This window comes from Lunatimonas salinarum (assembly GCF_017811155.1).
In the GTDB taxonomy this organism is placed as follows: domain Bacteria; phylum Bacteroidota; class Bacteroidia; order Cytophagales; family Cyclobacteriaceae; genus Lunatimonas; species Lunatimonas salinarum.
In genome coordinates this window covers 1-24,486 of sequence record NZ_JACVCV010000016.1, presented here as the reverse complement: position 1 = coordinate 24,486, position 24,486 = coordinate 1, and the positions used below count along the sequence as shown (strand labels likewise).

Annotated in this window: 22 protein-coding genes; 8 read left to right on the top strand and 14 right to left on the bottom strand. The window is 49.6% G+C overall.

Annotated elements, in window-relative coordinates; translation table 11 throughout:
* Positions 1–26: 26 nt before the first annotated feature.
* From IAQ59_RS17425 to IAQ59_RS17415, 3 genes are all read right to left on the bottom strand, one after another.
* Positions 27–2,843, bottom strand: a complete 2,817-nt coding sequence (locus IAQ59_RS17425; protein ID WP_209332128.1) for an Ig-like domain-containing protein — start codon at positions 2,841–2,843, stop codon at positions 27–29.
* Between the two features lie 390 nt (positions 2,844–3,233).
* On the bottom strand, positions 3,234–4,736 hold the full coding sequence (locus IAQ59_RS17420; RefSeq protein WP_209332127.1) for an LruC domain-containing protein: 1,503 nt from the start codon (positions 4,734–4,736) through the stop codon (positions 3,234–3,236).
* A gap of 22 nt (positions 4,737–4,758) precedes the next feature.
* Positions 4,759–5,187, bottom strand: coding sequence for a hypothetical protein (locus IAQ59_RS17415; protein ID WP_209332126.1), 429 nt, complete (start codon positions 5,185–5,187; stop codon positions 4,759–4,761).
* Between the two features lie 867 nt (positions 5,188–6,054).
* Between IAQ59_RS17415 and IAQ59_RS17410 the strand changes: the two genes are divergently transcribed.
* Positions 6,055–7,203: a PQQ-dependent sugar dehydrogenase gene (locus tag IAQ59_RS17410; protein ID WP_209332125.1), complete on the top strand. Its 1,149-nt coding sequence runs from the start codon at positions 6,055–6,057 to the stop codon at positions 7,201–7,203.
* A gap of 73 nt (positions 7,204–7,276) precedes the next feature.
* Here the strand turns inward: IAQ59_RS17410 and IAQ59_RS17405 are convergent, their stop codons facing one another.
* The 3 genes from IAQ59_RS17405 to bshC are packed head-to-tail and all read right to left on the bottom strand — an operon-like array spanning position 7,277 to position 9,916.
* A complete protein-coding gene (locus IAQ59_RS17405) occupies positions 7,277–7,762 on the bottom strand; it encodes a hypothetical protein (protein ID WP_209332124.1) in 486 nt (161 codons plus the stop codon).
* Between the two features lie 14 nt (positions 7,763–7,776).
* Positions 7,777–8,358, bottom strand: coding sequence for a 5-formyltetrahydrofolate cyclo-ligase (locus IAQ59_RS17400; RefSeq protein ID WP_209332123.1), 582 nt, complete (start codon positions 8,356–8,358; stop codon positions 7,777–7,779).
* Positions 8,351–9,916 carry a bacillithiol biosynthesis cysteine-adding enzyme BshC gene (gene bshC, locus IAQ59_RS17395; protein WP_209332122.1) on the bottom strand — a complete coding sequence of 522 codons (1,566 nt, stop codon included), beginning with the start codon at positions 9,914–9,916 and terminating at the stop codon, positions 8,351–8,353. Before bshC ends, IAQ59_RS17400 begins: the two co-directional genes overlap by 8 nt.
* A gap of 239 nt (positions 9,917–10,155) precedes the next feature.
* On the opposite strand from bshC, the gene IAQ59_RS17390 reads away from it, so the two are divergent.
* Genes IAQ59_RS17390 through IAQ59_RS17365 form a run of 6 tightly spaced genes read left to right on the top strand, consistent with a single transcriptional unit; the run spans position 10,156 to position 15,566 of the window.
* On the top strand, positions 10,156–12,354 hold the full coding sequence (locus tag IAQ59_RS17390) for a heavy metal translocating P-type ATPase (protein WP_209332121.1): 2,199 nt from the start codon (positions 10,156–10,158) through the stop codon (positions 12,352–12,354).
* 13 nt (positions 12,355–12,367) lie between these two features.
* On the top strand, positions 12,368–12,565 hold the full coding sequence (locus IAQ59_RS17385; RefSeq protein WP_209332120.1) for a heavy-metal-associated domain-containing protein: 198 nt from the start codon (positions 12,368–12,370) through the stop codon (positions 12,563–12,565).
* A 49-nt stretch (positions 12,566–12,614) separates the two neighbouring features.
* Positions 12,615–13,895: a M16 family metallopeptidase gene (locus tag IAQ59_RS17380; RefSeq protein WP_209332119.1), complete on the top strand. Its 1,281-nt coding sequence runs from the start codon at positions 12,615–12,617 to the stop codon at positions 13,893–13,895.
* A gap of 33 nt (positions 13,896–13,928) precedes the next feature.
* Positions 13,929–14,414, top strand: a complete 486-nt coding sequence (gene ispF, locus IAQ59_RS17375; protein ID WP_209332118.1) for a 2-C-methyl-D-erythritol 2,4-cyclodiphosphate synthase — start codon at positions 13,929–13,931, stop codon at positions 14,412–14,414.
* Between the two features lies 1 nt (position 14,415).
* A complete protein-coding gene (mnmC2, locus tag IAQ59_RS17370; protein ID WP_209332117.1) occupies positions 14,416–15,105 on the top strand; it encodes a tRNA (5-methylaminomethyl-2-thiouridine)(34)-methyltransferase MnmC2 in 690 nt (229 codons plus the stop codon).
* Positions 15,090–15,566: a hypothetical protein gene (locus IAQ59_RS17365; protein WP_209332116.1), complete on the top strand. Its 477-nt coding sequence runs from the start codon at positions 15,090–15,092 to the stop codon at positions 15,564–15,566. Before mnmC2 ends, IAQ59_RS17365 begins: the two co-directional genes overlap by 16 nt.
* Positions 15,567–15,616: 50 nt before the next feature.
* On the opposite strand, the gene IAQ59_RS17360 is transcribed toward IAQ59_RS17365, so the two are convergent.
* From IAQ59_RS17360 to IAQ59_RS17325, 8 genes are all read right to left on the bottom strand, one after another.
* Entirely contained in the window at positions 15,617–16,612 is a 996-nt protein-coding gene (locus IAQ59_RS17360; protein ID WP_209332177.1) for an adenosine kinase, read from the bottom strand.
* Positions 16,612–16,998 (bottom strand): transmembrane 220 family protein, encoded by a 387-nt coding sequence (locus tag IAQ59_RS17355; RefSeq protein WP_209332115.1) that lies wholly within the window; start codon positions 16,996–16,998, stop codon positions 16,612–16,614. The genes IAQ59_RS17360 and IAQ59_RS17355 overlap by 1 nt, the downstream gene beginning before the upstream one ends.
* Before the next feature lie 227 nt (positions 16,999–17,225).
* Positions 17,226–18,602 (bottom strand): alkaline phosphatase family protein, encoded by a 1,377-nt coding sequence (locus IAQ59_RS17350; protein ID WP_209332114.1) that lies wholly within the window; start codon positions 18,600–18,602, stop codon positions 17,226–17,228.
* Positions 18,599–19,810, bottom strand: coding sequence for a metabolite traffic protein EboE (gene eboE, locus IAQ59_RS17345; protein ID WP_209332113.1), 1,212 nt, complete (start codon positions 19,808–19,810; stop codon positions 18,599–18,601). Before eboE ends, IAQ59_RS17350 begins: the two co-directional genes overlap by 4 nt.
* A gap of 35 nt (positions 19,811–19,845) precedes the next feature.
* Complete coding sequence (locus IAQ59_RS17340; protein ID WP_209332112.1) at positions 19,846–21,000, bottom strand: 3-dehydroquinate synthase; 1,155 nt, start codon at positions 20,998–21,000, stop codon at positions 19,846–19,848.
* A 69-nt stretch (positions 21,001–21,069) separates the two neighbouring features.
* Positions 21,070–21,972 carry a UbiA-like protein EboC gene (gene eboC, locus IAQ59_RS17335; protein WP_209332111.1) on the bottom strand — a complete coding sequence of 301 codons (903 nt, stop codon included), beginning with the start codon at positions 21,970–21,972 and terminating at the stop codon, positions 21,070–21,072.
* 6 nt (positions 21,973–21,978) lie between these two features.
* A complete protein-coding gene (locus IAQ59_RS17330; RefSeq protein ID WP_209332110.1) occupies positions 21,979–22,890 on the bottom strand; it encodes a TatD family hydrolase in 912 nt (303 codons plus the stop codon).
* Positions 22,891–22,977: 87 nt separating this feature from the next.
* Positions 22,978–23,874, bottom strand: coding sequence for an EboA domain-containing protein (locus tag IAQ59_RS17325; protein WP_209332109.1), 897 nt, complete (start codon positions 23,872–23,874; stop codon positions 22,978–22,980).
* Between the two features lie 44 nt (positions 23,875–23,918).
* On the opposite strand from IAQ59_RS17325, the gene IAQ59_RS17320 reads away from it, so the two are divergent.
* Positions 23,919–24,074 (top strand): hypothetical protein, encoded by a 156-nt coding sequence (locus IAQ59_RS17320; protein ID WP_209332108.1) that lies wholly within the window; start codon positions 23,919–23,921, stop codon positions 24,072–24,074.
* Positions 24,075–24,486: the final 412 nt, after the last annotated feature.

Sequence of the window (24,486 nt, the reverse complement as noted above, 5' to 3'; positions counted from 1 at the left end):
CTTTCTATTGCCTCTACGTGTTTGTCCTACCGAATAACCTGTACCCAGCCCTTAAATGTGCGCTCCGTTCCGTCCGAATCCCTCGTAGTGAGTACGTAGTAGTAGGATCCGGCTTGTAAGCCGTCGGCTGACCAGTCATTGGCGTAATTTTCACGCTCTAAGACATGATCCCCATTTCGGTTAAAAATGGTCAGCTTGCTGTAGGCAAATCGATCTACTCCACCGATTACGAACCGGTCATTTTTCCCGTCCATTCGACCTGGAGTAATTACATTCGGTATAAAAAATGCCCGAACATTGTTGATGTCAGTTGCTTCTGCCGTTGAAGTCAGCAATTCCTGCCCTTCACCTAGGGTAAATCGAACGGTATTGGTAATCTGCCCTACTTGGGTGGCTTGCGCACGGATTCGGAAGCGCATTGTCTGCCCCGGATTCACCACAGGTACCGTCCAGGTGATGGCATTTGCGGAAACGCTGGGCGCTCCGGTGAAATCTACCGAAGTAAACCCAAGGAATACCAAGCCCGCTGGCAGATTATCTACCAATTGGACATCGGTCGCCATACGGTCCCCTACGTTAGATAGCTGAATTTCGTATTCAAATTCATTTCCCTCAAAAATCTCCGCCTCAAAAGACGTTTTTGAGACAACTAGGTCGACTTGCCTTGGCCCAATGATTACCGGATCTGCGGCTTGGGTGTTTTGATAGGCACCAAGAACCATGCTGACCTGATTTATCGCTGACCCCTCGGATAGGGCCCTTACCTGCAAGGTAAAGGATACGGAAACACCGGCTGCCAGCCCACCCAAATTCCACGCCAGGTCACTGCCTAGTGCAGGTTCAGAACTCACCAACTCCAAATTAGATGGCAAGAGGTCCTGGATTACAAATTCCGAAAGTTCAAAAACCGAATTATTGGTGACTTCAACCGTATAATTTACCAAATCTCCCACCTGCGCCTCGGAGACATCGGCCTCCTTGAGTAATTCCACTAATATCGGCTGCACAGTGACCGTCACCAATGCAATATCACATACGCCTGGCTCCTCTCCACATATTTGGTAGGTAAAGGTATCCTGCCCTGAAAAGTTGGCCATCGGGGTGTACGTCACTGTACCCTCCGCACTGATAGCGGCGGTACCATTTGCAGGGGGCACGGTCACGGCAAGAGTCGACAAAACCAACTCCCCTACAGAAATAAAGTCATTAGCCAAAATCGGTATGGTTACTGCCTCATTTTGGTTGGTGATTGCCGAGTCGTCCTCCGCCCTAATCTGGGGATCTACTAGCTCGATGGTTATCGTAGCCTCATCCCGATTGTCCGTATTTACCAATTCAAATAAATCGTAAGTCAACGTGTAAATTCCCTCGGGAAGACCTTCTGGGATAACCAACTCTCCGGTCTCCGATAGGGACACACCCATCAATCCTGCATTATCTGTGATCGTCGCCCCTACTCTACCCGGGGGGATGGGTTGATTGTTTAACAAATCGTTGGCAATCACATTACCAGCAACCCCTCCCACATTCAGGTTAATCCTTCTAAAATCATCATCAATCGCTCGCAGCACCGTCTCATTAACCGCAACGGTCACTGTTGCTTGATCACACTTCGCCGGGTCTTCGCGGTCGCAAATCTGATATACCAGGGTATAGATACCGTTAGGAACACCGACCGCTACATCCACTGTACCATCTGCATTGAGTGTGAGAATTCCTCCCGTCTCATTGGTCACCTCCGTCAGCAACACACTTTCAGCAGTAGCTGGCAAGCCGTTCAATAAATCGTTTTGTAAGACATTTACAGCAGCCTCCTGCCCCAGACTATTGTCCAGTGCCACAAAATCTTCTCCTGCAATAGGGATGTACTCGATCACCTCAATGGTTATGTCTGCGGTAGAAATTTCGCCGTCCCCTGCTCGGATTTGATAGGTAGCGGTGTATACACCTGGAGGAGTATTGGGTAGCACATCTACCGAACCATCCGCATTCAAGATCACTTGGTCTGTTCCAAAGGGCTCCAAAATGCTCAGTTGTACATCAATGGGAACCAAAGGCAATCCGTTTAGCTCGTCGTTGTCAAGGACGTTTACGATGCTTTCACCTCCTATTTCACTGTTAACCCGCTCTACCAAATCCGGTGTAGCAGAAACCGAGTTTACGAAAAAGACAATCTTTCCATCGGGTTCATTCGTACTGATCACGCGTATGCCGAATATTGGCTCGCTGGATTCAAAAATGGAAGGGGAAAACAGGATCAGCCACTGACTTTGTTCGGAAACGTTGGAAACGTGATTTACACCGGTATCCCATTGCCAACCTCGCACTTGAACCAAATTCGCCCCTGGGATGGGTTCTCCATTTCTTCCCAATGCAATAAAGTCGGTCGCTGAGTTCCCAAATCGTTCGGTATACAACAGAAAACCGTTGGTTACTACCTGATCCGGATAGATCAAGTCAACAAACTGCTCACCTCTGGGAATGGACGGTTGAAAGCTGATGTCCCAATACGTCCGCAAATCCGGTACTGAAACGGCATCCTCAAACCTAGCCAAAAAAGTCGGATCCCGGTGCGATATGTTTTGATTGTCAAAATTAATGATTTGCACCGCATTCGCTGGTATCTGTTCCGTCCCTAGTAGGGGGTTTGGATTGGTAACTATCGGCCGCCTGGTAGTGGCGAAGATATTTCGATCCTCCGCTACCTTAACTGACTTGATGACTACCGGGACATTTGCTGGAGTAGGGTTAATATTCCCTTCCGCGGAAACCTGTACAATCTCCTGTCCATCCACTTCCAAGGTCAGTTCCACAATAGGTATATTGTTCTGGTTTTCTGTCACCACGATACTTTGGCCGAGCAGAACACTGGCTTGAAAGCAAAAAAATAAAACCACAGCAGCTTTGAAAATCGTGATCAAACCCACTGATCTACTGATTAAATCTTTGATATCACTCATCATATTCCCTTATTAAAAACTATTCCCCTACATTCCATAAAACACCGAAAAAACCCGACCCATCAAAAAGGCATGCTTCTCGTGTGACAACTTATGCGATTGGTTCTTAAATGCCCCCTAAGCTTGACATGCTCACTTGGACAAAGCTAAACAAAATTTTAATTTTCACCCAATAAAAAGAACAGGAGCTAAGTGTATCCCCTGTTCTTTTTAACAATTCATATCAAAATTACCATAGTAGGTAAACCCCTACCTATTGACGACCCCGCATCCTTACTTGATATCTAAGAGAGCCTCCCTGTTGCGATAGCCCGACTCGTCCAAATACCAATCTGCATACATGCTACCATTCGACTTTACCCAGTCTGTAAACTTCAGGTATCCTTTGGTAAAATTATTACCTTCCTGAAGGTAGGGGATGTTCTCCGCTATATCCAATGCCCAAGGTAGATTTCCGTTTTTGCTTCGATAATTGCTTCTAGCCCTAGCACCAACCATGGCATTGTCATCGATGGTTCCAAACAAACTTGGATCCGCCAAACTTGTCGCTGGCTTGAAGGGCAAATGGATCTCGTAGCCTCTCTTTTGGTTCGCTATCAGGAAAGGATTGAAATTAGCATGGGTGATGTCACTCAACTTCGCAGCACCCCCAGAACCGGCTATTCCATCCTTTTTGAAGGTTATCACCACTTGCTGAAGCGTAACCTCCTGAAACGGACCTCCCGGAGTGGTATTCACCCCTGTAGTACCTTGGCCAAGGTGCGGCAGCACATTGTATACGTCATCAAAGGCAATCACTGTGACAAACCTCGTATTTGATTCCAGCCCATTTGCCTCGAATTGGTGAATGGAACCTCCTTTGATTTTCGTTCCTTCCACTCCAATAACCTTGGAAGGAGCTACCCCGGTAAATTCGATTCCAAACCCATTTCGATAACCCGCACCCGCAGCCCTCGTCTTGAGTTCAGCAATCACCTCCACGATTTCGCCTTTGGCATCGGTCACACGATTGATGCGGTAATCTACCACCAAGTCATTGAAATCGTAATCTCCCAAGGCAGGCCACAAGTCTTCAAACATCAAGGTGCTGAAACCCTTTGCAGGGAATGGGTTATCAAATGCCCGATAGGGATCTTCCGGATACGCATCTTCGGCATCGGCTACACCATCTCCATCGGCATCCTTTACGGTCTTCTCTATTGTACAGCCATTTGATGGATCAGAGAAATAAATACCGGGAATCACCAAATCATCCAGCCCAATACGTGCAGTGCCGCCCGTTCCAACAAAGCTGATGAAAATCTTATGTGGCTTACCAATGATAGCTGCCGGAATAGCGGCGCTGACTTCTCTTCCTACTGTTTGATTGGTGATAGGATTGGGAAAATCGTATTGGTGAAACAACACCTCAGTACCCTCCCCATTTGCACTGCTTTCGTCGTAGGGAATGTATTGAATCAAGATGGAACGATTTCCTCCCTGAGTACCATCCAGCCTTGCATTGAATGTAATAGCACCTTCCAAGGGCTGAATCCAAGGGCTTTTGATCCAAGTAGAGGTATTTAGGTCGCTCGTAACTTGATTAGTCCGAAAACTATAACTTCCTGATATCAAAGTACTTGCTGAATTACTTGCCGTCACCGCACCAAAAGCCCAACACTGCGCAGCATAAATATCCCTGCTGCCAGCCTCTGCATCGTTTTCGAGGGTATTCTGCCCAAAGGCCGTTTGAAAGCCAACAAGCAAACCCAATAGAATATATGTGATCTTCTTCATAATAAATGTCTTTTGTAGGGTTCTATTCGTCCAAATCTGCATTGTCCAATGCTACTAAGTAATCCAACACCACCTTGGCAGATTCGATGGTCACTTCCTTTTCGATCTCCCCGTATGTCATTTTCAGGGTAGAGATGTGATTGGGTAGGGAAAACACCATCTTGAAATCCTCCGACATCGACTGAAGACCGGAAAAGAACACATCCCCATCACCTGTCATTAAGGTAAGTCTTCTTTCCACTAGGGCAGGTAGTGGCAAACCAGTCACGGAAACCTCTACTTCCTTAAAGGTAGACCATTCAAACGCTTCACTGGCCACCAACCCCGATAGAGGGGTTTCCACAATGTCACTCGGACCCTCTTCAATCGGATCCGGCATACAGGAGGTAAACGACAGCACGGCGACTGTCATAAAAATTCCCCCCCAACGATAGATAATTGCCTTATTCATAATTTTATCCTTTTAGCTGTTCAGTTTTGATATCCCAAATATCGATACAAGTCTGGCGAATTCCGGGAATATTCGATTAACCGCCCATTTTGAAAGGTGAATCGTAGGAAAAATCGGGTAAAATCAATTTGAACATTGCATGACCGCCCACCTATCTCGCCCTTCGTCTTCCCTCATCAAATTCACCCTCAATCCTGTCCATGATCACAATAATTAAGGGACAACTCCCCTGCCATCGCTAATCACTGACACTTACTAAATGTATAGAATATCGAGTACAAATCAAAATATTATTTTGTATATTTTCAATATATAGTTAAAAAATAAATATAAAGCAGATTTAATACCGTAAATTACAGAATATTATATGTGAAATGGTAAAAGAAAAAACTTCACCCATGTGAAGGACTCAAAAATCGAACCTTAGACCCTAAATCTCCAACTCTACAGGCGTAATCATAGCTAAAAAAGCTACCCAAAAGGCCATGGGGGAAGAAGCTAGTGAACCGTATAAGACCACATGCCGAAATTCCCGCAGAAGTCACGTATATGCGTAAGAAATGGCCTACACCCAAACCCAAATTATTTCCGGGAATTGGTTACCTTTGCCAATCGAAGTGTATTGGAAACCAATGGATCAGGTTAAATAAGGTCAATACACCGTAAAATACGTTTCCTTCAACGGCAAACCGGCAGGAACATGCGGGATACGCACATTGACTACTGCTTTATATACCGAAGTTCGACGTTACCACTGAAAAACAATTATAGACACATGAAATCGAGCACGACGCAAGCGACACACGGAGGGACGATTGTAATTCGTGCGAGATTCCATCTGACCGCTAAAGAACAAATTATAAACAGATGAAAATAAACCATTCCTTACATTTTATCCTACTGGCAATCATCGCCTTTTCTTCCTGCGAAGAAAAAACATCCGAGGCTGTTATCGAAATCGACCCCTTTGCGGTGACAACCGAAAAACACGTCATCAAAGTGGACACGCTGTACACGGAACTAGAAAACCCATGGGGCATGACCTGGTTGCCGGATGGCAGAATGTTGGTCACAGAACGCAAAGGCGAAATTCTGGTTTTTGAAAACGATGCCTTCACCGGCCATAAATTAGAAGGTGTGCCGGCCGTCCATGCAGTCAATCAGGCGGGCCTGTTAGACATTCAAATCCACCCGGATTATACCCATAACGGATGGATCTACATCGCCTATGCCAAACCGGTAGAAGGCGGCGGGGCCACGGCCATCATGCGGGCTAAACTGGATGGCAACCGACTGGTAGAACAGGAAGATCTGATCATCACCACACCGGCTGTAGAAGGCGGAAGGCACTTTGGTAGCCGAATCATCTTTGATAAGGACAACTACTTGTTTTTTAGCAACGGGGAGCGCGGAGCCAATCCGGAAAACGCCCAAACACTGAAAAACTCCCATGGAAAGATTCACCGAATCCACGACGATGGACGCATCCCCTCTGACAACCCATTTGTAAACGAGCCCGATGCCATCCCATCAATCTGGACCTATGGCAACCGAAATCCTCAAGGATTGGTATACGATGCCTCCTCCGACAGAATCTGGGGCATCGAACACGGACCGAAGGGAGGTGACGAAATCAACCTAATCCAAAAGGGCAAGAATTACGGCTGGCCAGAAATAACCTACGGCATCAACTACGACGATACAATCATTACGGAGGATACCGTCCGTACAGGATTGGAGCAGCCTATCCACTTCTGGAGACCCTCTATCGCCCCTTGTGGAGCGGTCTTGGTTACTTCGGATAAATACCCCTCTTGGAAAGGTAACCTATTGGTAGGCGCACTGGCCAAGCAACATATCAACCGAGTACAATTACAAGGCACCCAATTTATCAATGAAGAAAGACTCCTTCAGGACATTGGCAGGGTTCGCCACGTGGCCCAAAGCCCGGATGGGTACATCTATGCCGTAACCGAGGCAACAGGCCTACTGATCAAACTGGTGCCGCAAGGCTAACGTGAAAACCTAATCGAAACAAAAAATCCGGAGAAAAGATGAAATTTCCTCCGGATTTTTTTTATCCCCTGCATCAAAATGCGAAGCGGATCGAAAGTGCGACCTCATCCCCCCAAAATCCGGCATTGTTGGTAATGTTGAATGCCGGCTTATAATCCAACGAAAGGTTAATCGGCGCACCGGTAAAAATGTAATCCAACCCGATGATACCATCTAACCCGAATACGGTGCCACCGCTAAACGATGAATCCGCCCACGGAGGATTACGGTTGCCATTCCAGGAACCTATATGGGCACCCCCACCATAAAACCACCTCAAACCGCGTACTTCGGAGATGTCCTTGTGCTTCTCGATCAAACCCGTGATCACCAGTCCTCTCCAACGGGAGTGCAAAATACCTTCAATAGCCAGGTCTGTGTCGATAAAATGCTTCACCGTCAACCCATTACTCACACCCGAACGTAGCCCTATGCCCGTGGCATATGACTGTGCCTTCACCTCGGTAGTCAGCGTCAATACCAACAACCCAAACACGATCAATAGGATTCTTTCCTTCATAATAAAACGTTTAGTTATCTAATAAAATATAAAATTTCTTTCGGTAAAATACATGCATCCATGGGCACATCGTGGTGTTCCCTTGGTAAGCGTTCCTCTGCCGGAAAATACGACAGGCCCACCTTCAATACCCCATTCGGAAGGCGCGACAAAAATTGATCGTAGTAGCCCATGCCATAGCCAATACGAAAACCCTCCAAATCAAATGCCAAAAGCGGCAAAAACACCAAATCAATTTGACCTTCATGTTCTACCACCTGAAAATTAGACGGCACCGGAATACCCCTCTCATCTTCCTCCCACTTCGTCCCCGGCACAAGGGAAACCGTTTGCATTTTCTTGGCCGAAAAGTCCGTGACCGAGGTATACAGTTTTCTGCCACTTTCAACTAGCCGGTCTATCAATAGGGTGGTATCTACCTCGTACAAGCGGGCAATGGGTAAAAATAAGTGAATATGCCGTACCTGACCCCGACTGGCAAGGAAGGCCATGGCCTGCGCTATCAATTGACCACTTAACGCAGCCCTCTGCTCGGGGCCTAAATCTGCCCGCTTCTTTTTGTATCGCCTCCGTATGCTATCTTTACCCTCAATCATCCAATTCCATCACTACAACCCGGAAATCCAACGGATCAAAGGTGGAAAGAAATTCTGAAATGATCGCCTCATGTCCGAGATAAAAATGGAGGAAATTCTCCCTTCGTTCCTGGGGCACCCCTCCTGGGAATAGCGCTTCTTTGATCTCCAATAACCTACGGATCGATTCCTGATGCTTCCGCTCCTCCGCCTTGCGAAGCTTAACCGAAAGTTGCTGAAGGATCGAAAGTCCCCTCCTTTCCGCTGCCAGAACCGCCGGACCCAACGTTGGATCGACTGCCGACAAACGTTCCTCTAATCTTCCGAATAAATCTTTCAGCTCCACATGCTCTGAACCTAACAACACGTCCGCTTCCGCATGGGCAATGGTATAGGAGATCCGCAATTCGTCAAAAGATTTAAACAAATCCTCTTTGGACAATCCCAAAGCTGCTATCTTCCTGGATACTACCTTGGGCACGATTAGCCCAAAATTTCGCGGCATCACAGCGGGATAATCTACTTGATAATGATCAAATACCCCCTTGAGCTGGAACCAGTAGGCGACTTCCGCCGGACCGCCCAAATAGGCGATATTGGGGAGAATCACCTCTTGGTACAACGGACGCATGACCACGTTCGGACTGAAACGCGCTGGATGGGCTTCCAACTCCGCCATCAGTTCCTGCTCCGTCCATGACAACTCCGTTCCTACTACCTCAAACCGGCTTCCGGCGCGGACAATGCGCTCCCGTAACCCTTCTTTCATATAGAAAAAGTTGATTTCCCGAGGGTAAATCTGGGTCTTATAACCAAGCGATTGCAAGCTATCGTTTTGGAGCTTGACCAGTTCATTGGCTCGCTGAGTAAGGAGGTCATCCTCGATTACCGGTTTAAAGAGACGCTTTAAGGGCGCACTGCTTGCATCCAACACCAATAGACCCTCCGCCCCAAACAAATAGTGGACATATTTCCGGACAGCCTCTGACAGATTCGCAGACTCGAGGTACGCTTTTCGGAAGAACTCGGGCAAAAAACGCAGGTCAGCAAGCAGCTCCTGTAAAGACGCGTCAATCTGAAATGCGCCAACCGGGCCTGTTTGATCGCTCTCCCATGCATACTTTTTGCCATCAAATACGAAATGGTTGATCTCTGCAAAGTCATGATCTTCTGAAGCCATCCAGTATACGGGAACAAATTCGTATTCGGGATAGGCTGTCTTCAGCTTTTTGGCCAGATTGATGGTGGAGACTATCTTATAAATGAAGTACAAAGGGCCTGTCATCAAATTCAGTTGGTGGCCTGTAGTGACTGTGAACGTACGATCCTCCTGCAGCAGCCTGATCTGTTGATCTACTACTCCGCGATCGGGTAGATTCTCGTACTGCCGTGCCAGCTCGTCTGCCAATACCTCCCGGTTACCGGTAGAAAACCGTCTTCCCTGAATAGCTTGACCAAAATTGGAAAGCTCCGGAAAAAAAGAATAGAAGGGTTTTAAGGCTTCTTTTTGATCTAAATAATCGAGAAAAAGGGGCGAAAACAACGAGGTACACGCGGGATCGACGGCAGATTGCTTCATGTAAGGGTATGCGGTTTAACTTTTCGAATATGGATGAAAACTCTAAAGTGAGCGGTATAGTTCATCTGTTCATGCTCCGTAAAGTTATCATTTTTTTGGGTATCGCCCGTTACAACCTGCAAATGGCCAGGGTGAATTTCTTGAATGGCAATGTGGACGTATAAACTCTTTCAAAAATTCTATGAAAGTCCCTGCATTCCAACAGTTACCTTTGTAATCTAATGAATCCTTTGCCTATCATGACCCAAGAAATTGAATTACCCGTCACCGGAATGAGCTGCGCGGCTTGTGCCGGCAGTGTGGAGTCGATGCTCTCGCAAGCACCCGGCGTATCTGATGTACGGGTGAATTACGCCAGCCATTCAGCGGTGATCACTTTGGATCCGGATCACCCTGCCAACTTGACTGAATTGCGGCAGTTGGTAAAATCCATTGGATACGACCTGCTTATAGAGGAACAAGAACAAAAGGACTTGGAAGGAATCCAAAAGAGGGCGTTTCAGCAGCTAAAACGAAACACCCTTGCTGCAGGGCTTCTTGCCCTACCTGTTTTTATGATCGGCATGTTTTGGATGCACATGCCTTATGGGAATGAACTATCTTGGCTACTCACCACACCCGTTCTTTTCTATTTTGGAAGAAGCTTTTTTATCAATGCAGCCAACCAAACACGGATGGGCAAGGCAAATATGGACTCACTCGTGGCACTAAGTACGGGCATCGCCTATTCCTACAGTACGTTCAACACCCTATTTCCACAGGTCTTGCTCAGCCGAGGGATGGAGCCACATGTGTATTTCGAAACTGCTGCAGTCATTGTATTTTTTATCTTACTTGGACGAACATTGGAATCCGGCGCAAAGGCGGGCACCGGGGAAGCGCTGAAAAAACTCATGAGCCTACAACCCGACCGGGTTTGGGTACTAGCAGAAACCCAAGAGATCGAAAAGGCCGTGGAAGAAGTCAGAAAGGGTGAACTTATTCTTGTCAAACCGGGACAAAAAATCCCCCTAGACGGGACCGTGACGGAAGGCGATTCCTTCGTGGACGAAAGTATGCTTACCGGAGAACCCCTCCCCGTCCGAAAGGTTTCGGGAGAAAAGGTGTTTGCCGGAACCATCAACCAAGCAGGCCGCATGGAGGTGCTGGTAACAGAAAGCTCCGCCCATACACTTCTGGCCGGCATTATCCAGCGGGTAAAAGCCGCACAAAGCTCCAAAGCACCTATACAGCGAACAGTAGACAAGGTGACGGCCATCTTTGTGCCTGCCGTCCTCGCCATCTCCTTGCTCACCTTTGTGGTCTGGATGTTGACCGGTGCCTACCTGATGGGCATGCTATCCATGATCACGGTATTGGTCATTGCTTGTCCCTGTGCCTTAGGGCTAGCCACGCCCACCGCCATCATGGTTGGGATCGGAAAGGCTGCCTCCATGGGGATACTGGTAAAGGACGCCGAAAGCCTGGAACTGGGCAAACAGATAGACACCTTGGTATTGGACAAAACGGGCACCATCACTGCCGGCAAACCTGAGGTGCGGGTGGTACACTGGCAACACCCTGCGGAAAGCACCGAACTGGGCCAGGCATTAGCCGCCCTGGAATCCCGCAGTGAACACCCCTTAGCCGTTGCGCTGACAGACTACTTCTCCAACGAACCCGCTAACCGTCCAAAGGTTTCTGGCTTCCAGTCGGTCACTGGAAAGGGTGTCAGCGGGGAAATCGCAGGAAAAACGTACCTTGCTGGCAGCATCACTTGGCTGAAAAGCCAGGGTTGTCAACTTTCAACCGAGCTACAGGCACAGGCCCACGCTCTCCTTGGGCAAGGAATGATCGTAATCTACTTCGCCAATCCTTCGGAGGTTCTGGCCGTGATAGGGATTGCAGATCCCATCAAGGAAGATTCTAGGGAAGCCATACGTGAACTGATACAGATGGGCATTGAGGTACACATGCTGACCGGTGACAATGAAAAAACCGCTGCACACATCGCCAGACAGGTTGGCATTTCCAAAGTGCGCAGTCAGGCCCTGCCCAGTGATAAGGCTGCCTATATCGAACAGCTCAAAGACGAAGGCAAACGGGTTGCCATGGCGGGGGATGGAATCAACGACAGTGAGGCGTTGGTGCTCGCTGACCTCAGCATCGCAATGGGCAAGGGAACGGACATCGCCATGGACGTAGCCAAGGCTACCCTGATGCATTCAACCCTGTCGGAAATCCCCAAGTTACTCAGGCTCTCCAAAAAGACCGTCCGCACCATCCATCAGAACCTGTTCTGGGCCTTTATTTACAACATCATCGGCATACCGGTAGCCGCGGGGGTGCTGTTCCCCGCTTTTGGCTTTTTGCTGAATCCGATGATCGCCGGAGCCGCCATGGCCCTGAGCTCAGTTTCAGTCGTTAGCAACAGCCTGAGATTAAAATTCGCAAACTAAAAACAATTCTATCATGATCAAGCTTAAGACAAATGTGAAATGTGGCGCCTGCGTGGCCAGCATTACCCCCGAAATGGACAAAATCGCACCAAACCAGTGGAAAGTAGACCTGAGTCATCCCGACCGTATCCTGGAAGTAGCTGGAGACTTGCCAGAAGAAACAGTGAAATCGGCGCTGCAACGGGCAGGTTACCGGGGAGAATCTATTTAGGTTCCCGGGTGGGAAAGCGGAAAAAATCGCTAATTTTGCTTTCCAAACTATGATGGACTACCAAAAATTTGTACTGGGCAACGGGCTGCAGGTATACGTACACGAGGACCCAAACACCGAAATGGCTGTCCTCAACCTGCTTTATAAGGTGGGCTCGAGAAACGAGGTCCCCGGCAAAACCGGGCTGGCGCACTATTTTGAGCACCTGATGTTTGGCGGCTCAGAGCACGTGCCTTCCTTCGACACAGCCATCGAGCGGGTAGGAGGCGAATGCAATGCCTTCACCTCCACCGACATCACCAACTACTATATCAGCCTTCCCGCCATCAACATAGAAACGGCCTTTTGGTTGGAATCGGATAGGATGCTGGCGCTGACGCTACAAGAGCGAGTGATAGAAGCCCAACGTAACGTAGTCATCGAAGAGTTTAAACAGCGCTACCTGAACCAGCCTTATGGGGATGCCATGCACCATCTGAGAGCTTTGGCCTTTACCAAGCACCCCTACCGCTGGCCGACCATCGGCTTGGAGGTGAGCGATATCGAAAATTTCACCGAAGCCGACATCCGGGACTTTTACGAGACCTACTACCGACCTGACAACGCCATCTTGGTAGTGGCCGGCAACGTAACGCTCGACCAAATAGAACGCCTCTCTGAAAAATGGTTTGGCACCATTCCCGTAGGCAAAGCGCACTTGTTACGCCCGGTCAGCGAACCCCCCCAAACGCAGCAACGAACCAAAACGGTCTTTGCCGAGGTACCTACCGATTCCCTGTACAAGGCGTATCATATGCCGGGCCGCTTGGAAGCGGGATACTTGGAAGCCGACCTGATTACCGATGTATTGGGCTTCGGACGCTCCTCCATTTTGGAACAACGCTTGGTAAAAAACACGGAGGTTTTTGCCAACTGCCGGGCTTATGTATTGGGCAGCGTGGATCCCAGCCTTCTGATTGTAAGCGGGCGGATGGAAAAGGGCTTTACCGCCGAGCAGGCAGAAGAACTCTTGGACAGGGAGTTGGAGAGTTTCAAGGTATCCACCATTTCCCCCAAGATTTTGCAGAAAGTGAAAAACCAAAGCGAGGCCATGCGGTCTTACGAAGGAGTACACCTGCTCAACCGGGCGATGAAACTAGCCTATTACGCTCACTTGGGAAGTCCAGAGCTGTACGAAGCGGAATACACCCAAAAACTCAAAACCAAGAGCGCCGAAATCATCTCCTGGGCCAACAAAATCCTTGTGCCCGAAAATGCGTCGGTGCTCTATTACAAACAGACTCCCCAAGAAGGGGGTGTGATGCAAAACGAAACAGAGGCGGTAGCCTAAAAATATCGAAACGCTCCCGATAACCCCATAACGATGAATGGATTTAGAGTAGGATTTGGATATGACGTACACCAACTACAGGAAGGTCAGGCCTTTTGGCTAGGCGGTATACAGATCCCCCATACCAAAGGGGCCGTGGGACATTCCGATGCGGATGTGTTGGTGCACGTGATCTGCGATGCCCTCTTGGGAGCAGCAAACCTGCGGGATATCGGATATCACTTTTCTGACAAAGACCCCAAATACAAGGGTATCGATAGTAAAATTTTGCTGAAGGATGTCGTCAACTTACTCGATAAAGCAGGATATGTAATCGGCAATATCGATTCCACGATCTGCCTGCAAGTGCCCAAAATCAACCCCCACATTCCGGAAATGAAGACCTGCCTTGCCAAGGTGATGGGTATTTCCGAGGGACAACTTTCCATCAAAGCCACCACCACCGAAAAACTCGGGTTTGTGGGGCGGGAAGAGGGCGTTTCGGCTTATTGTGTCGTATTGATCCACCAAAAAGGCTAACATGGCACGGGAAACGAAAATCATCACCACCGAGGACGGTTCACACTCCATCTACTTACCCGAGATCAACGAAAGTTACCACAGTTCACACGGTGCTTACAGAGAATCCGTGCATGTATTTATTCTCTACGGTTTGGAAGCCTGGTTTGCTCGAAACCGTGGGAAATTTCCCATACGCGTTTTTGAGGTTGGCTTCGGCACCGGCCTGAATGCTTGGCTGAGCCTCATTTGGGCTGAACAAAGTCAAGTGCCGGTGGCTTACCATACCATCGAGCCCTTCCCACTCGAAAAAGAAATCTATTCAGCCCTGAACTACACCACTGTCGATGAATCCTTCACCATCCACTACAATGCCTACTTCAACCGGCTGCATGCGATGGAATGGGACCTTGGTAAGCCAATGACGGAGTTTTTCAATATCAAGAAAGACCAAACAACCCTGCAAGAGGCAACACTCTACCCGATAGACGTGGTCTATTTTGATGCTTTTTCGCCGAAAAAGCAACCCGAACTCTGGCACATAGATAGGCTAAGGGACATCGTGGATGCCATGAATCCAAATGCCGTGTTCGTCACCTACTGCGCCGCCGCCCAACTGAAAAGAGACCTACAGGCGCTGGGCTTGGTTTTGGATCAGGTGCCTGGGCCTCCAGGTAAAAAAGAAATGACCCGCGCATGGAAACCCGGCTGATCGTTTCATGCAGTCGAATATGCTGCTTCATGCTGCTTATTTCCTGTGGTCCTACTCCGAATAACCACACTGCCATGAATGAGCCCGAAATACTCAGCAATCCTTCGGATTCTGTAAAGAATCCCGACAATGCCACCCCTTCAACCCCAAACACCGCTAAAGACCGGACCACCACCTGGCTACATCCAGAGTTATTCGACCATTTTTTATACGAAGACAAATACTACCTCAAACTACGGTTTCCAAAAGAATTACCGGGAGAACTCTCGATCGGACTCAGAGAGGGCAACCACTATAGCTTCACGCCATTGGACACCACCGTATTTCAACTGATCATTTACGATGCACTGGACTTGAAAGTGGCCACGTTGGAATTGGATTATACACCCACGGACAACGACACGCTACCAGCCACACGACTGGTCATCAATCATGTGACCAACGTATACGACGGTAATTAACTGTCTCGTATGCACGAGGAAACCGAGCTATTTTTTATTGACTTTCCGCTCTAGGGCAGTAATCTCCCCAAAATTTCCTTGGCCTCGTGCCATTTCAGCCTAGGACCAAACTGGCTGACCACCTTGGACGAAGCCATACTGGCCAACTTTCCACTGGATGCATAGGAATGCCCATTGGTGATACCGTACAAAAATGCTCCCGCAAACATATCGCCGGCACCGTTGCTGTCCACGGCCTTGGTGGAATAGGGTTCTATATCTATAAAGGTATCCCCGTCGTATATCATCGCACCATTTTTACCTTGGGTGATAACAAAATGCTTGGCTGCCTTTTTCAGCTCCTCGCGGGCTTCCTGTAGGTTACTTTTCTTGGTATACAGCATGGCTTCTTCCTCATTGGCAAAGAGCAGGTCCACACTCGCCCCGATTACCTCGTCAAACGCTGAGGAAAAATACTTGACCATGGCTGGGTCTGAAAACGTAAGGGCCACCTTGGAGCCGCTGTCTTCGGCCACCCTCTTAGCATACCGCATGGCTTCCTTTCCATTCTCAGAAGTAACCAAATATCCTTCGATATACACGTACTTGGAATCCTTCAGCGCATATTCGTTGATGTCACGAATAGAAAAATCTTGGGTAATGCCCAAAAAGGTGTTCATGGTCCGCTCCGCATCCTCGGTCACCATCACCAAACACTTACCGGTGATACCTTTTTCCAGCTTTTCCGCATCCAAACTATGATGAACACCCGATTCCTTTAGGTCATCCAAAAAGAACCTTCCCAGCTCGTCATCACCCACCCGGCAGCAGTAATAGGAATTGCCCCCAAACTGACTCAGCGCAATCACCGTGTTGGCCGCTGAACCTCCGCATTGCATTTTGGCGGTCTTTCGGTTGATTTCTTGCATCAGCATGGTCTGCCGCTCCTCGTCCACCAGCGTCATCAAGCCCTTTTCCACGCCAAACCTAGCTAAAAATTCATCCGAAACGGTAAACTCTATATCTACCAGGGCGTTGCCAATGCCGGTTACATCGTATTTCTTCATCATGATTGTTGTTTTTTGATATGTTGACCTCTACCAACCCAATAAGCTAAGCCGGTGATGAGTGCCAACGTAAGCAGACCGAAAAACTCTCGATTGATTTCCATCGCATCGGTCTTCATGGCCAGATTTTTCTGTTCCCATTCCTGCGAGACCCACCCAAAGATCTCCTGAGGCCAAAAAAACAGGGATACGGTAAGGTACAGCAGCGTGGTGATCACCAATATCCGAAGGTTAAACCGACCAGTTGCCGCCAAACCAGACATCAGCGCCCCGATCAAATAGGCAGGAACCCACCACTCCGGATCGGGATCGTTTAGCTGCCAAAAAGCAAACAATAGAAACAACCCGGCCCAAGTCCCAAAGAAGATTTTCCATCCTTTATTCATCCTTTTCTCTATTTATGGTCAGGTGCCTGCCTTACGGCAAACACAAAGTCTGTCTACGCTTGCTTCCCTTAGGTCGTACCGCCCAGGCCATCCTCAAACGAATCCGGTAACCGATTGATGTTGAATAAATACGAACGAAGTTAGGAAAAAAATACGGCTGCAAAAACCACCTTTTCCTGATTTCGCTATTTCGTGCTGCGAATACCCCAAACTATTCCTAAGATATCCTACTTTCCTTCCACGTAGTCCCGAATGACCCCATAAACATCCGTAGGGCTAACGGACGCTGATGGAATACAGGCTTTCCGTTTTCCTATTAACACCGGCCAATCCAAGCTGTCTTCTGGAATGCGGCCATGGGACCCCTTTACCAGTTCCGCCTTCAGCGGAATCACATCCATCAGGTACCTAAAGCCCAACTTCTTCTGAATGAGCTTCCAGCCAATTTTGGCTTTTAGAAGGGGGATTTCGGGGTTGGCAAACATTTCTACGGGATCATACCCTGGCTTGCGGTGTATGTCTACCGTACGCGCATAGTCCGGTGCCTTGGTATCGTCCAGCCAGTAGTAATAGGTAAACCAGGAGTCCTTGTCCGCTACGGCTATCAGGTCCCCGGCACGTTCGTGGCCGATGTGTTCATCCCCTTTGCTGGTCTCATCCAATACCCGCTCCACACCCGGCATAGCCTCTACCAGGGCTTTCACCTTGGGCCTGTCTTCTGGATTAGGAATGTATAGGTGGGCCAGCTGATGGTCAGCTACCGCAAAAGCCCTGCAGGTACCTGCATCCAGTGTTTCCAGCCCAAGCTCGTTTTTGACTTGGATATACCCCTCTTTACGAAGCATGCGGTTGATGTGCACTGGGCGATTTACTGTGGTGATGCCATATTCGGACAACAGCAGCACATCGGCCCCTTTTGCCTCGTAGTAGGTCACCAGTTCACGAACCACCTCGTCTACCTCTCGCAAATCCTTGCCGATCTTGTCAAAGTCGATCCCATGCTTCTGCAAGCCATAATCCAGGTGGGGCAGGTAAATCAAGGTAAGAGTTGGGTCAAACCACTCATCCACCTTCATGGATGCCTTGGCGATCCACTGGGTAGATTCGATATTGGCATTTGGTCCCCAAAAAGAAAACAAAGGGAACTGACCCAACTCCTGCTGAAGCCGATCCCTGAGATCCATGGGCTGGGAGTGCACATCAGGCAACTTGCGTCCGTCGGACGGGTACAAGGGCCGAGGAGTCACTGCGTAGTCCACGCTACTGTACATATTGTACCACCAGAACATATTCGCACAGGTAAATTCCGGATTTTGCTGTTTGAGTTCCTCCCAGATTTTAGGGGACTGCACTAAGCGGTTGGATTGGCGCCAGAACTTCACTTCACATTCGTCTCTGAAGTACCAGCCATTGCCCACGATGCCGTTCTCTTCAGGCCACTTGCCCGTGAGGTAAACGCTCTGTGCAGAGCAGGTCACGGCGGGCAGCACCGGTCGGATACGGGCGTGATGGGCATCCTTTGCCCATTGGGCCAAAAAGGGCGTATACTCTCCGATCACCCTGGATGACAGGGCTACGATATCAATGATTACAGATTTCTTCATGATTGCAGTTTCTCCAATGTCCAAAGCAACTCCCGGGAGATGGACTCCCCAAGACTCAAATGGATATCCTCGGGAAGAACCTCCCAAGTGTACGTTTCAATTTCCAAGTGGTTGGTAAGCGGGCGCTCGTTCACCAACTTAAGCACCTCGGTGATATCTCCCTGCGTAGAGGCCAATCTCCCATAAGTATCCAAAAAAATCGGCACGTGGAAGTGGATTCGCCATTCGGTGAGTTTCGTCTCCGCTAGGGTAATAAGGGCGTCGGGAAGATCACGAAAAGACTTAAGCGAACCGTTCTCCTTTTTGCCCACCACCTGGTGCAGGTACGTGGATTCTACAAACGGATGCAGGGCTTTCTCCACCTTTTTACGCTCACTGATTTCTACGGGAATCGGCACCTTCAACGCCGCACTGATCTGTATCTTTCCGATCTTGATGCCTTCTTGGTCCAAGGCATCAAATACCTCTTGGTGATGTTCGAAGCCTACGGCAAAATGGCAGATATCGTAACACACGCGGATATGCTCCTTTAGGGCCTTTTCTGCCAATTCATCCGTCAGGTCAAATTTCTCCTTAAACACAGGCACTCCTAGCGGTAGCAGCCAATTGCTGAAAAACGAAATAAGCTCCTCGCTGTTCTCAATCAATCCATCCGGCTCTGGTTCAATGTCCAGGTGCAGCAGCTTGCCTTGCTGCTGATAGATTTCAAAAAGTCTAACGGCCACTTCCACCACCTGCTCGGTGCTGCGCTGCATGGCAAAATCCAGATCGGAAGGCTTTGGATGCCAGTATTTATAAGACAGGGGAGAGGTCGAAACCCCTCCATCCATCCCCTCGGCCAACAACACCGAAAGGATATCGAATAGACGAAGCGTGTAAGCCTTTCTGTCCGCTGTGGTCCAATCAGGCGTGTGCACCTCGTCCTTTACCACCTGTCGGTGGAATCCGCCATACGGAAAGCCGTTGAAAGTAAAGATATAAAAGCCGTTTTCGTCCAGCCAACGCTTGAAGGCTGGCAATTGGTCATTCTTTAAGATATCCAGGCTCGCCTCGTTGGACAGGCGCAGACCTATGGCAAGGGGCGCGGAACCAGATACCTTGGACTTTATTTCTGGCAGGTACTTCTCCAAATTTGCCTTGGTAGCCGCCCAGCTTTCACCCGGGTGGATGTTGGAACAATAAGTGAGATGATGCTGCTTTACGTGCATATGAACGGGGTTACTGGGAGAAAATGGAATATTCTTTACGAGGAGACATTTTGTCCCTCCATCTGTGACGCCTTTAGCCTGGCGGCTGCCTCTTGGATAAGCTCGGTGTCCATTGCATGCACCTCTACCCCATGTCCGATCTTTTCCAGCAACATGATGGTAAGTCTACCTCCTAAGTGCTCTCGAAACTCCTGCAAACCTTGGAGCAGCACCTCCCCGGAAAGCTCAGGAACATACAGCTCGAAGCCCAAATCCCGGATTACCTGAATGATCTGATCCAGCTCCTCGGCCGCCAACAGCCCTTTCAGGTAAGAATAGGTGGAGTCCAACGCGATGCCGATAGCCACGGCCTCGCCATGTCGAACGCGGTAGTCGGTCAAGTGTTCCAGCTTATGCGCCGCCCAGTGGCCGAAGTCCAACGGCCTGGATGAACCGGTTTCAAAGGGATCTTTCCCGCCGATATGTTCCATGTGCATCTCCGCACATCGGATGATCAGCTGATTCATCGCATCCATATCCCGCTCGGCCAATGCCCGGGCATTTTCCACAATCCATCGAAAGAAATCCGCGTCTTTGATCAAGGCAACCTTGATCGCCTCGGATATCCCGGAGCGCCAGTCCCGGTCATCCAGTGTTTCCAAGAATGCCAAGTCATTGATTACGGCCGCAGGTGGGGTAAAGGTGCCCAGAAAATTCTTTTTGCCGTAGGCATTGATGCCGTTTTTGACCCCTACCCCAGAATCGTTTTGGGAAAGTACGGTGGTAGGTATGCGGATATGCCGAATCCCCCGGTGGGCAATGGCAGCTGCAAAGCCTACCATGTCCAACAAGGCACCTCCTCCGATGGCAATGATATACGAATGCCGATCAATGCCAAAGTCATTGGAGGCGTCCAATACCTGCTGAAAGGGCTTTTGGTCGTTTTTGCATTGCTCCCCGCCGGGTACTACCAACGGATCGGCAGCAAGCGTGAATACGCCACTGTGTGCCTGAGCATATGTTAGTATATCGCTGATCAAGCTCGGATGGGCGTCACTAACACCCTGATCGATCACAAAAAAGGCCTTGGGTATTTTATCGCCCTTCAGCAGGTCAGCCAGAAGGGTATTCTTGGGGTCAAATAGGCGAGATGTAAAACAAACCGGATACCGAAAGGGTACGCTAAATGTTTGCTCAATAATTTTATTCATCTGATTGTCCTTGTTTATCAATGTTCATAAGGCAGCGGCTTCCAATATAGTTAACCCCTTCCAAGCCCGTTAGGTTACGGCAAACCTTTTTGCAAGCCACCTCGATAAAGGAAGCAGCGCCAAAATGATCAAGGCAACCCACCAACCGGCAAATGCCGCGGCAAAGCAGGCATTCATCACGATCAGGGAAAGAACCCCGGCCTTTACCGCCTTGCCGATATGTTTAGGCTCTTGTGTGGCAATCGCCTTCCATAACGGGGGAAGAATGAGGTATGCAAATAGGCCGATAAAGGGAACTACCTGCCAGAAGCCATATCCCTGTTGCTTCACGGAAATAGCTAATAGCGCGGCAAATATGGCGAAATAAATCCATAATCCTCCCAAGAGTGCGCTTCGGTTTTTTCCGCGAACCTCCCCCCGACTGATCATCGTGATCGCCGAAATGTAGGCAATAGGAACCAATGCCAGGTACCAATTGGGACCAATGGACTCGGAAATAAGACTTACGCCAAGGAGCAGGTTGGCCCCACGGCATAGCCCCATATTGATAGGGCCGAAGATCTGTTGGTGCTTGCCCCAAGCATCATAGATCACCGCAAATACAGCAATAAATACCGCAATCTCACCACTCCAGACACCCACCTGCAACGCAGCTATGATTCCCAGCAGCAGGAGTCCTGCTGCCATCAATCCCGCACTCCACACGCTGGCCTGACCCGATGGAATTGGCCGCTCGGGCCGCTCCACCCGATCCAGCTCTGCATCAAACACGTCGTTAAAAGCCACCCCTCCACCATAGAGGCCAACGGTGGCTATCGTGAGCCAAACCATGTCTCCGAGGTACACCGAGAGGTCGCCGCTTATCAGTGCGGCGACTACCCCTGAAATAGCAAAACCCGCCCATATGTCCGCTACGGCGGTAACGATATTGGCGGGCCTCGTGAGGCGTATGTGCGCTAATAGGTTTCCCATCCGGGCTTAGTTGCCGTTAGATTTTACCGAGGCTTCATCCTCCACCAGTGGGGTCTGACCGCGCAAGACGGAGTTGCCGTCGTGGAGTTCGGTCTGATTGATGGGCGCCCGGCTTAGCCAGTCGCTTTCTTTGATCTGTCCGCTCTTGCCATATATGTCCAGTGCATTTTGATAGGAGGTCATGCGGATATGGGCTTCGGATATGCCCCGGTCCCGCATGATCTGGGCGGTTCTGGGTACGGCAAGGGGATCACTTACTCCCCAATCGGCCGAACTGTCCACGATAATCCGATCCGGGCCATACTGCTCCACCACGACCGCCATGCGGGTACTGTCCATCTTGGAGTGTGGGTAGATGGTAAATCCGGCCCAATAACCGCGGTCCAGCACATCCTTTACCGTTTCTTCGTTGTTGTGGTCCACCACCACCATGGTAGGATCCATGCCGTGCTCCTCGCATACGGCCATGCTGCGCAGGGTGCCCTTTCGTTTGTCCCGGTGGGGGGTATGGATCATCACCGGCAGGTTCATTTCCTTGGCCAACTCCAGTTGGGCCCGGAAGAATCGGTCTTCCGCCTCGGTCTGATCGTCGTAGCCGATCTCACCGATGGCTACCACGCCTTCCTTCCCCGCATAGAGCGGAAGCAACTCCATGACCTCCTCGGCCAGGGCCACGTTGTTGGCTTCCTTGCTGTTCAGGCCGATGGTGCAGTAGTGCTTGATGCCAAATTGCTTGGCCCGAAAGCGCTCCCAGCCCACCAGGGTACTGAAATAATCCTGAAAACTGCCCACCGTCGTGCGGGGCTGCCCCAGCCAGAATGCGGGTTCGATCACGGCCACAATGCCAGCTTTTTTCATGGCTTCGTAGTCGTTGGTGGTCCGGGAGACCATATGGATATGTGGATCTAAGTACATCATCGCGTAGGAATATTTATGCTAACCTAACTATTTTCGGGTTGTATTTCAAGGCTTCTGCCTTTTGGACCGGCTCCTAAGTACAGGATCTTAGGAAAAGGGAACGTATTGTCTGCCTACGCTGTCCCAGGTTACCTCCCCTGATTCGATTTGACGGCGTATTTCCGGATGCCTGCCCATCAACTCCTGTGCAGGAGGATAGTTGCTCACTGTCAGGGCCAGCATGCCGGCCTGTAGTTCCAGTGTGCTTCCCTGAGCAAAGAGCTTTTCAATAAGGTAGAAGTTGCTTTCGTCTATAAACGGCCCCACGTAGCGCCAGAGTTCCGGCATCACGCTACGGTTTGCCGACCACCGTTCCCGCACGGCGTCGAGCAGCGTATCGGCCAGGTTGGCATTGTTGCGGCTATCGGAGCCGATGATTTGGTACAGGGGGCGTTGCAGGAAGATGGCTTTTAGCACCAGTTGGTTCCAGGCCATTTCGTTGAGCTGCTCGGAAGGAAAGGGATTGTTCAGCGCCACGGCGTCGAATACCGTACTGATATTGGAGCGCAGGCCTTCGGAAGCCCGCTGTGCCAGCCTGCCTTGGTGGGGCAGGATGCAGAGGGCGGCATAGAGTGCCTCCAACTCGTACATATCCCCCGTCTCAAAGAGGCGGCTAAGCTGTGCCATCCACCAGTCGGCATCGGACGCATTCAGGTGCAAAACCAAATAAGCCCGTGCCGCCTTGAGCTGATCCCAGGTTTCCGGTCTCCAATCCTTCCGTAGCTTTTTGGCACTTGCAGCTGCCTCGGGGGTGAGGGCAAATGCCTCTTTGGGAAAGTACCTGGAGGCTTGGCCAAAGGCAATAAAGAGCGGAGAGGCCTTATCTGCTCCTGCGATCTTTACGGCTTGGGCCTGCAGCCATTCCGTGGCCCCGGAGGGGGTCTGCTGCTGGAGGTTTTCCAGTAAATAGGCGGTTATCCGGGAGTGGTCCAATGGGGTATTCATGGCTAGAGGTGTAACAGCTACAAGTCTGTAAAGTTAGCATTATTTTGACGGAGGAAGGCAAAAAGGCTGCGGTTTTTGACGAGTGGGCAGGACAAAAACCGGATGCAAAAGGTAAGGGATTAACGGTGGATGGGAGCAAGGCTGTTTCAGAGAAGAAAACCATCGGATGTTCGCAAGGACTTTGCGTGGGTTGGAAGTGAATTATTAACCGCGGGGGCTGCCACAACTGTGACTAGCAAAAGTCCAATCGGGACGGCCGATACTTACCAAGATTAAATCGGCCATCCCTACGGGACTTGAGGAAGTTTTCTTCAGTAGATGAGGTTGAGAAAGAATCAGAGACTTGGTAAAATTAAAAAAAAAGTTATTTGGTCTGATAACGCTAAGATTGAGCTAATCATTATGATTGGATAGAATTAGACCTCAAAGGTGCCGCGTTATTACCTTCAATTCACAAATGATATTCCGAGAGAATGGAATCTTTATCCTAGTGGATACTACCAACTAAGCAAAACATTTAGGAAGGCAAGATTTCTCATAATGCGTCGAATACATGTTAGTTGCTATCAATTAAGGGGAAACTTCGCAAGGTCAAGAATGAGAAGTGAAGGA

Excerpts from the sequence above, each read along its gene's own strand:
- IAQ59_RS17420 (WP_209332127.1), bottom strand. The coding sequence starts at position 4,736 with ATGAAGAAGATCACATATATTCTATTGGGTTTGCTTGTTGGCTTTCAA.
- IAQ59_RS17415 (WP_209332126.1), bottom strand. The coding sequence starts at position 5,187 with ATGAATAAGGCAATTATCTATCGTTGGGGGGGAATTTTTATGACAGTC.
- IAQ59_RS17410 (WP_209332125.1), top strand. The coding sequence starts at position 6,055 with ATGAAAATAAACCATTCCTTACATTTTATCCTACTGGCAATCATCGCC.
- IAQ59_RS17405 (WP_209332124.1), bottom strand. The coding sequence starts at position 7,762 with ATGAAGGAAAGAATCCTATTGATCGTGTTTGGGTTGTTGGTATTGACG.
- IAQ59_RS17400 (WP_209332123.1), bottom strand. The coding sequence starts at position 8,358 with ATGATTGAGGGTAAAGATAGCATACGGAGGCGATACAAAAAGAAGCGG.
- bshC (WP_209332122.1), bottom strand. The coding sequence starts at position 9,916 with ATGAAGCAATCTGCCGTCGATCCCGCGTGTACCTCGTTGTTTTCGCCC.
- IAQ59_RS17390 (WP_209332121.1), top strand. The coding sequence starts at position 10,156 with ATGACCCAAGAAATTGAATTACCCGTCACCGGAATGAGCTGCGCGGCT.
- IAQ59_RS17385 (WP_209332120.1), top strand. The coding sequence starts at position 12,368 with ATGATCAAGCTTAAGACAAATGTGAAATGTGGCGCCTGCGTGGCCAGC.
- IAQ59_RS17380 (WP_209332119.1), top strand. The coding sequence starts at position 12,615 with ATGATGGACTACCAAAAATTTGTACTGGGCAACGGGCTGCAGGTATAC.
- ispF (WP_209332118.1), top strand. The coding sequence starts at position 13,929 with ATGAATGGATTTAGAGTAGGATTTGGATATGACGTACACCAACTACAG.
- mnmC2 (WP_209332117.1), top strand. The coding sequence starts at position 14,416 with ATGGCACGGGAAACGAAAATCATCACCACCGAGGACGGTTCACACTCC.
- IAQ59_RS17365 (WP_209332116.1), top strand. The coding sequence starts at position 15,090 with ATGGAAACCCGGCTGATCGTTTCATGCAGTCGAATATGCTGCTTCATG.
- IAQ59_RS17360 (WP_209332177.1), bottom strand. The coding sequence starts at position 16,612 with ATGAAGAAATACGATGTAACCGGCATTGGCAACGCCCTGGTAGATATA.
- IAQ59_RS17355 (WP_209332115.1), bottom strand. The coding sequence starts at position 16,998 with ATGAATAAAGGATGGAAAATCTTCTTTGGGACTTGGGCCGGGTTGTTT.
- IAQ59_RS17350 (WP_209332114.1), bottom strand. The coding sequence starts at position 18,602 with ATGAAGAAATCTGTAATCATTGATATCGTAGCCCTGTCATCCAGGGTG.
- eboE (WP_209332113.1), bottom strand. The coding sequence starts at position 19,810 with ATGCACGTAAAGCAGCATCATCTCACTTATTGTTCCAACATCCACCCG.
- IAQ59_RS17340 (WP_209332112.1), bottom strand. The coding sequence starts at position 21,000 with ATGAATAAAATTATTGAGCAAACATTTAGCGTACCCTTTCGGTATCCG.
- eboC (WP_209332111.1), bottom strand. The coding sequence starts at position 21,972 with ATGGGAAACCTATTAGCGCACATACGCCTCACGAGGCCCGCCAATATC.
- IAQ59_RS17330 (WP_209332110.1), bottom strand. The coding sequence starts at position 22,890 with ATGATGTACTTAGATCCACATATCCATATGGTCTCCCGGACCACCAAC.
- IAQ59_RS17325 (WP_209332109.1), bottom strand. The coding sequence starts at position 23,874 with ATGAATACCCCATTGGACCACTCCCGGATAACCGCCTATTTACTGGAA.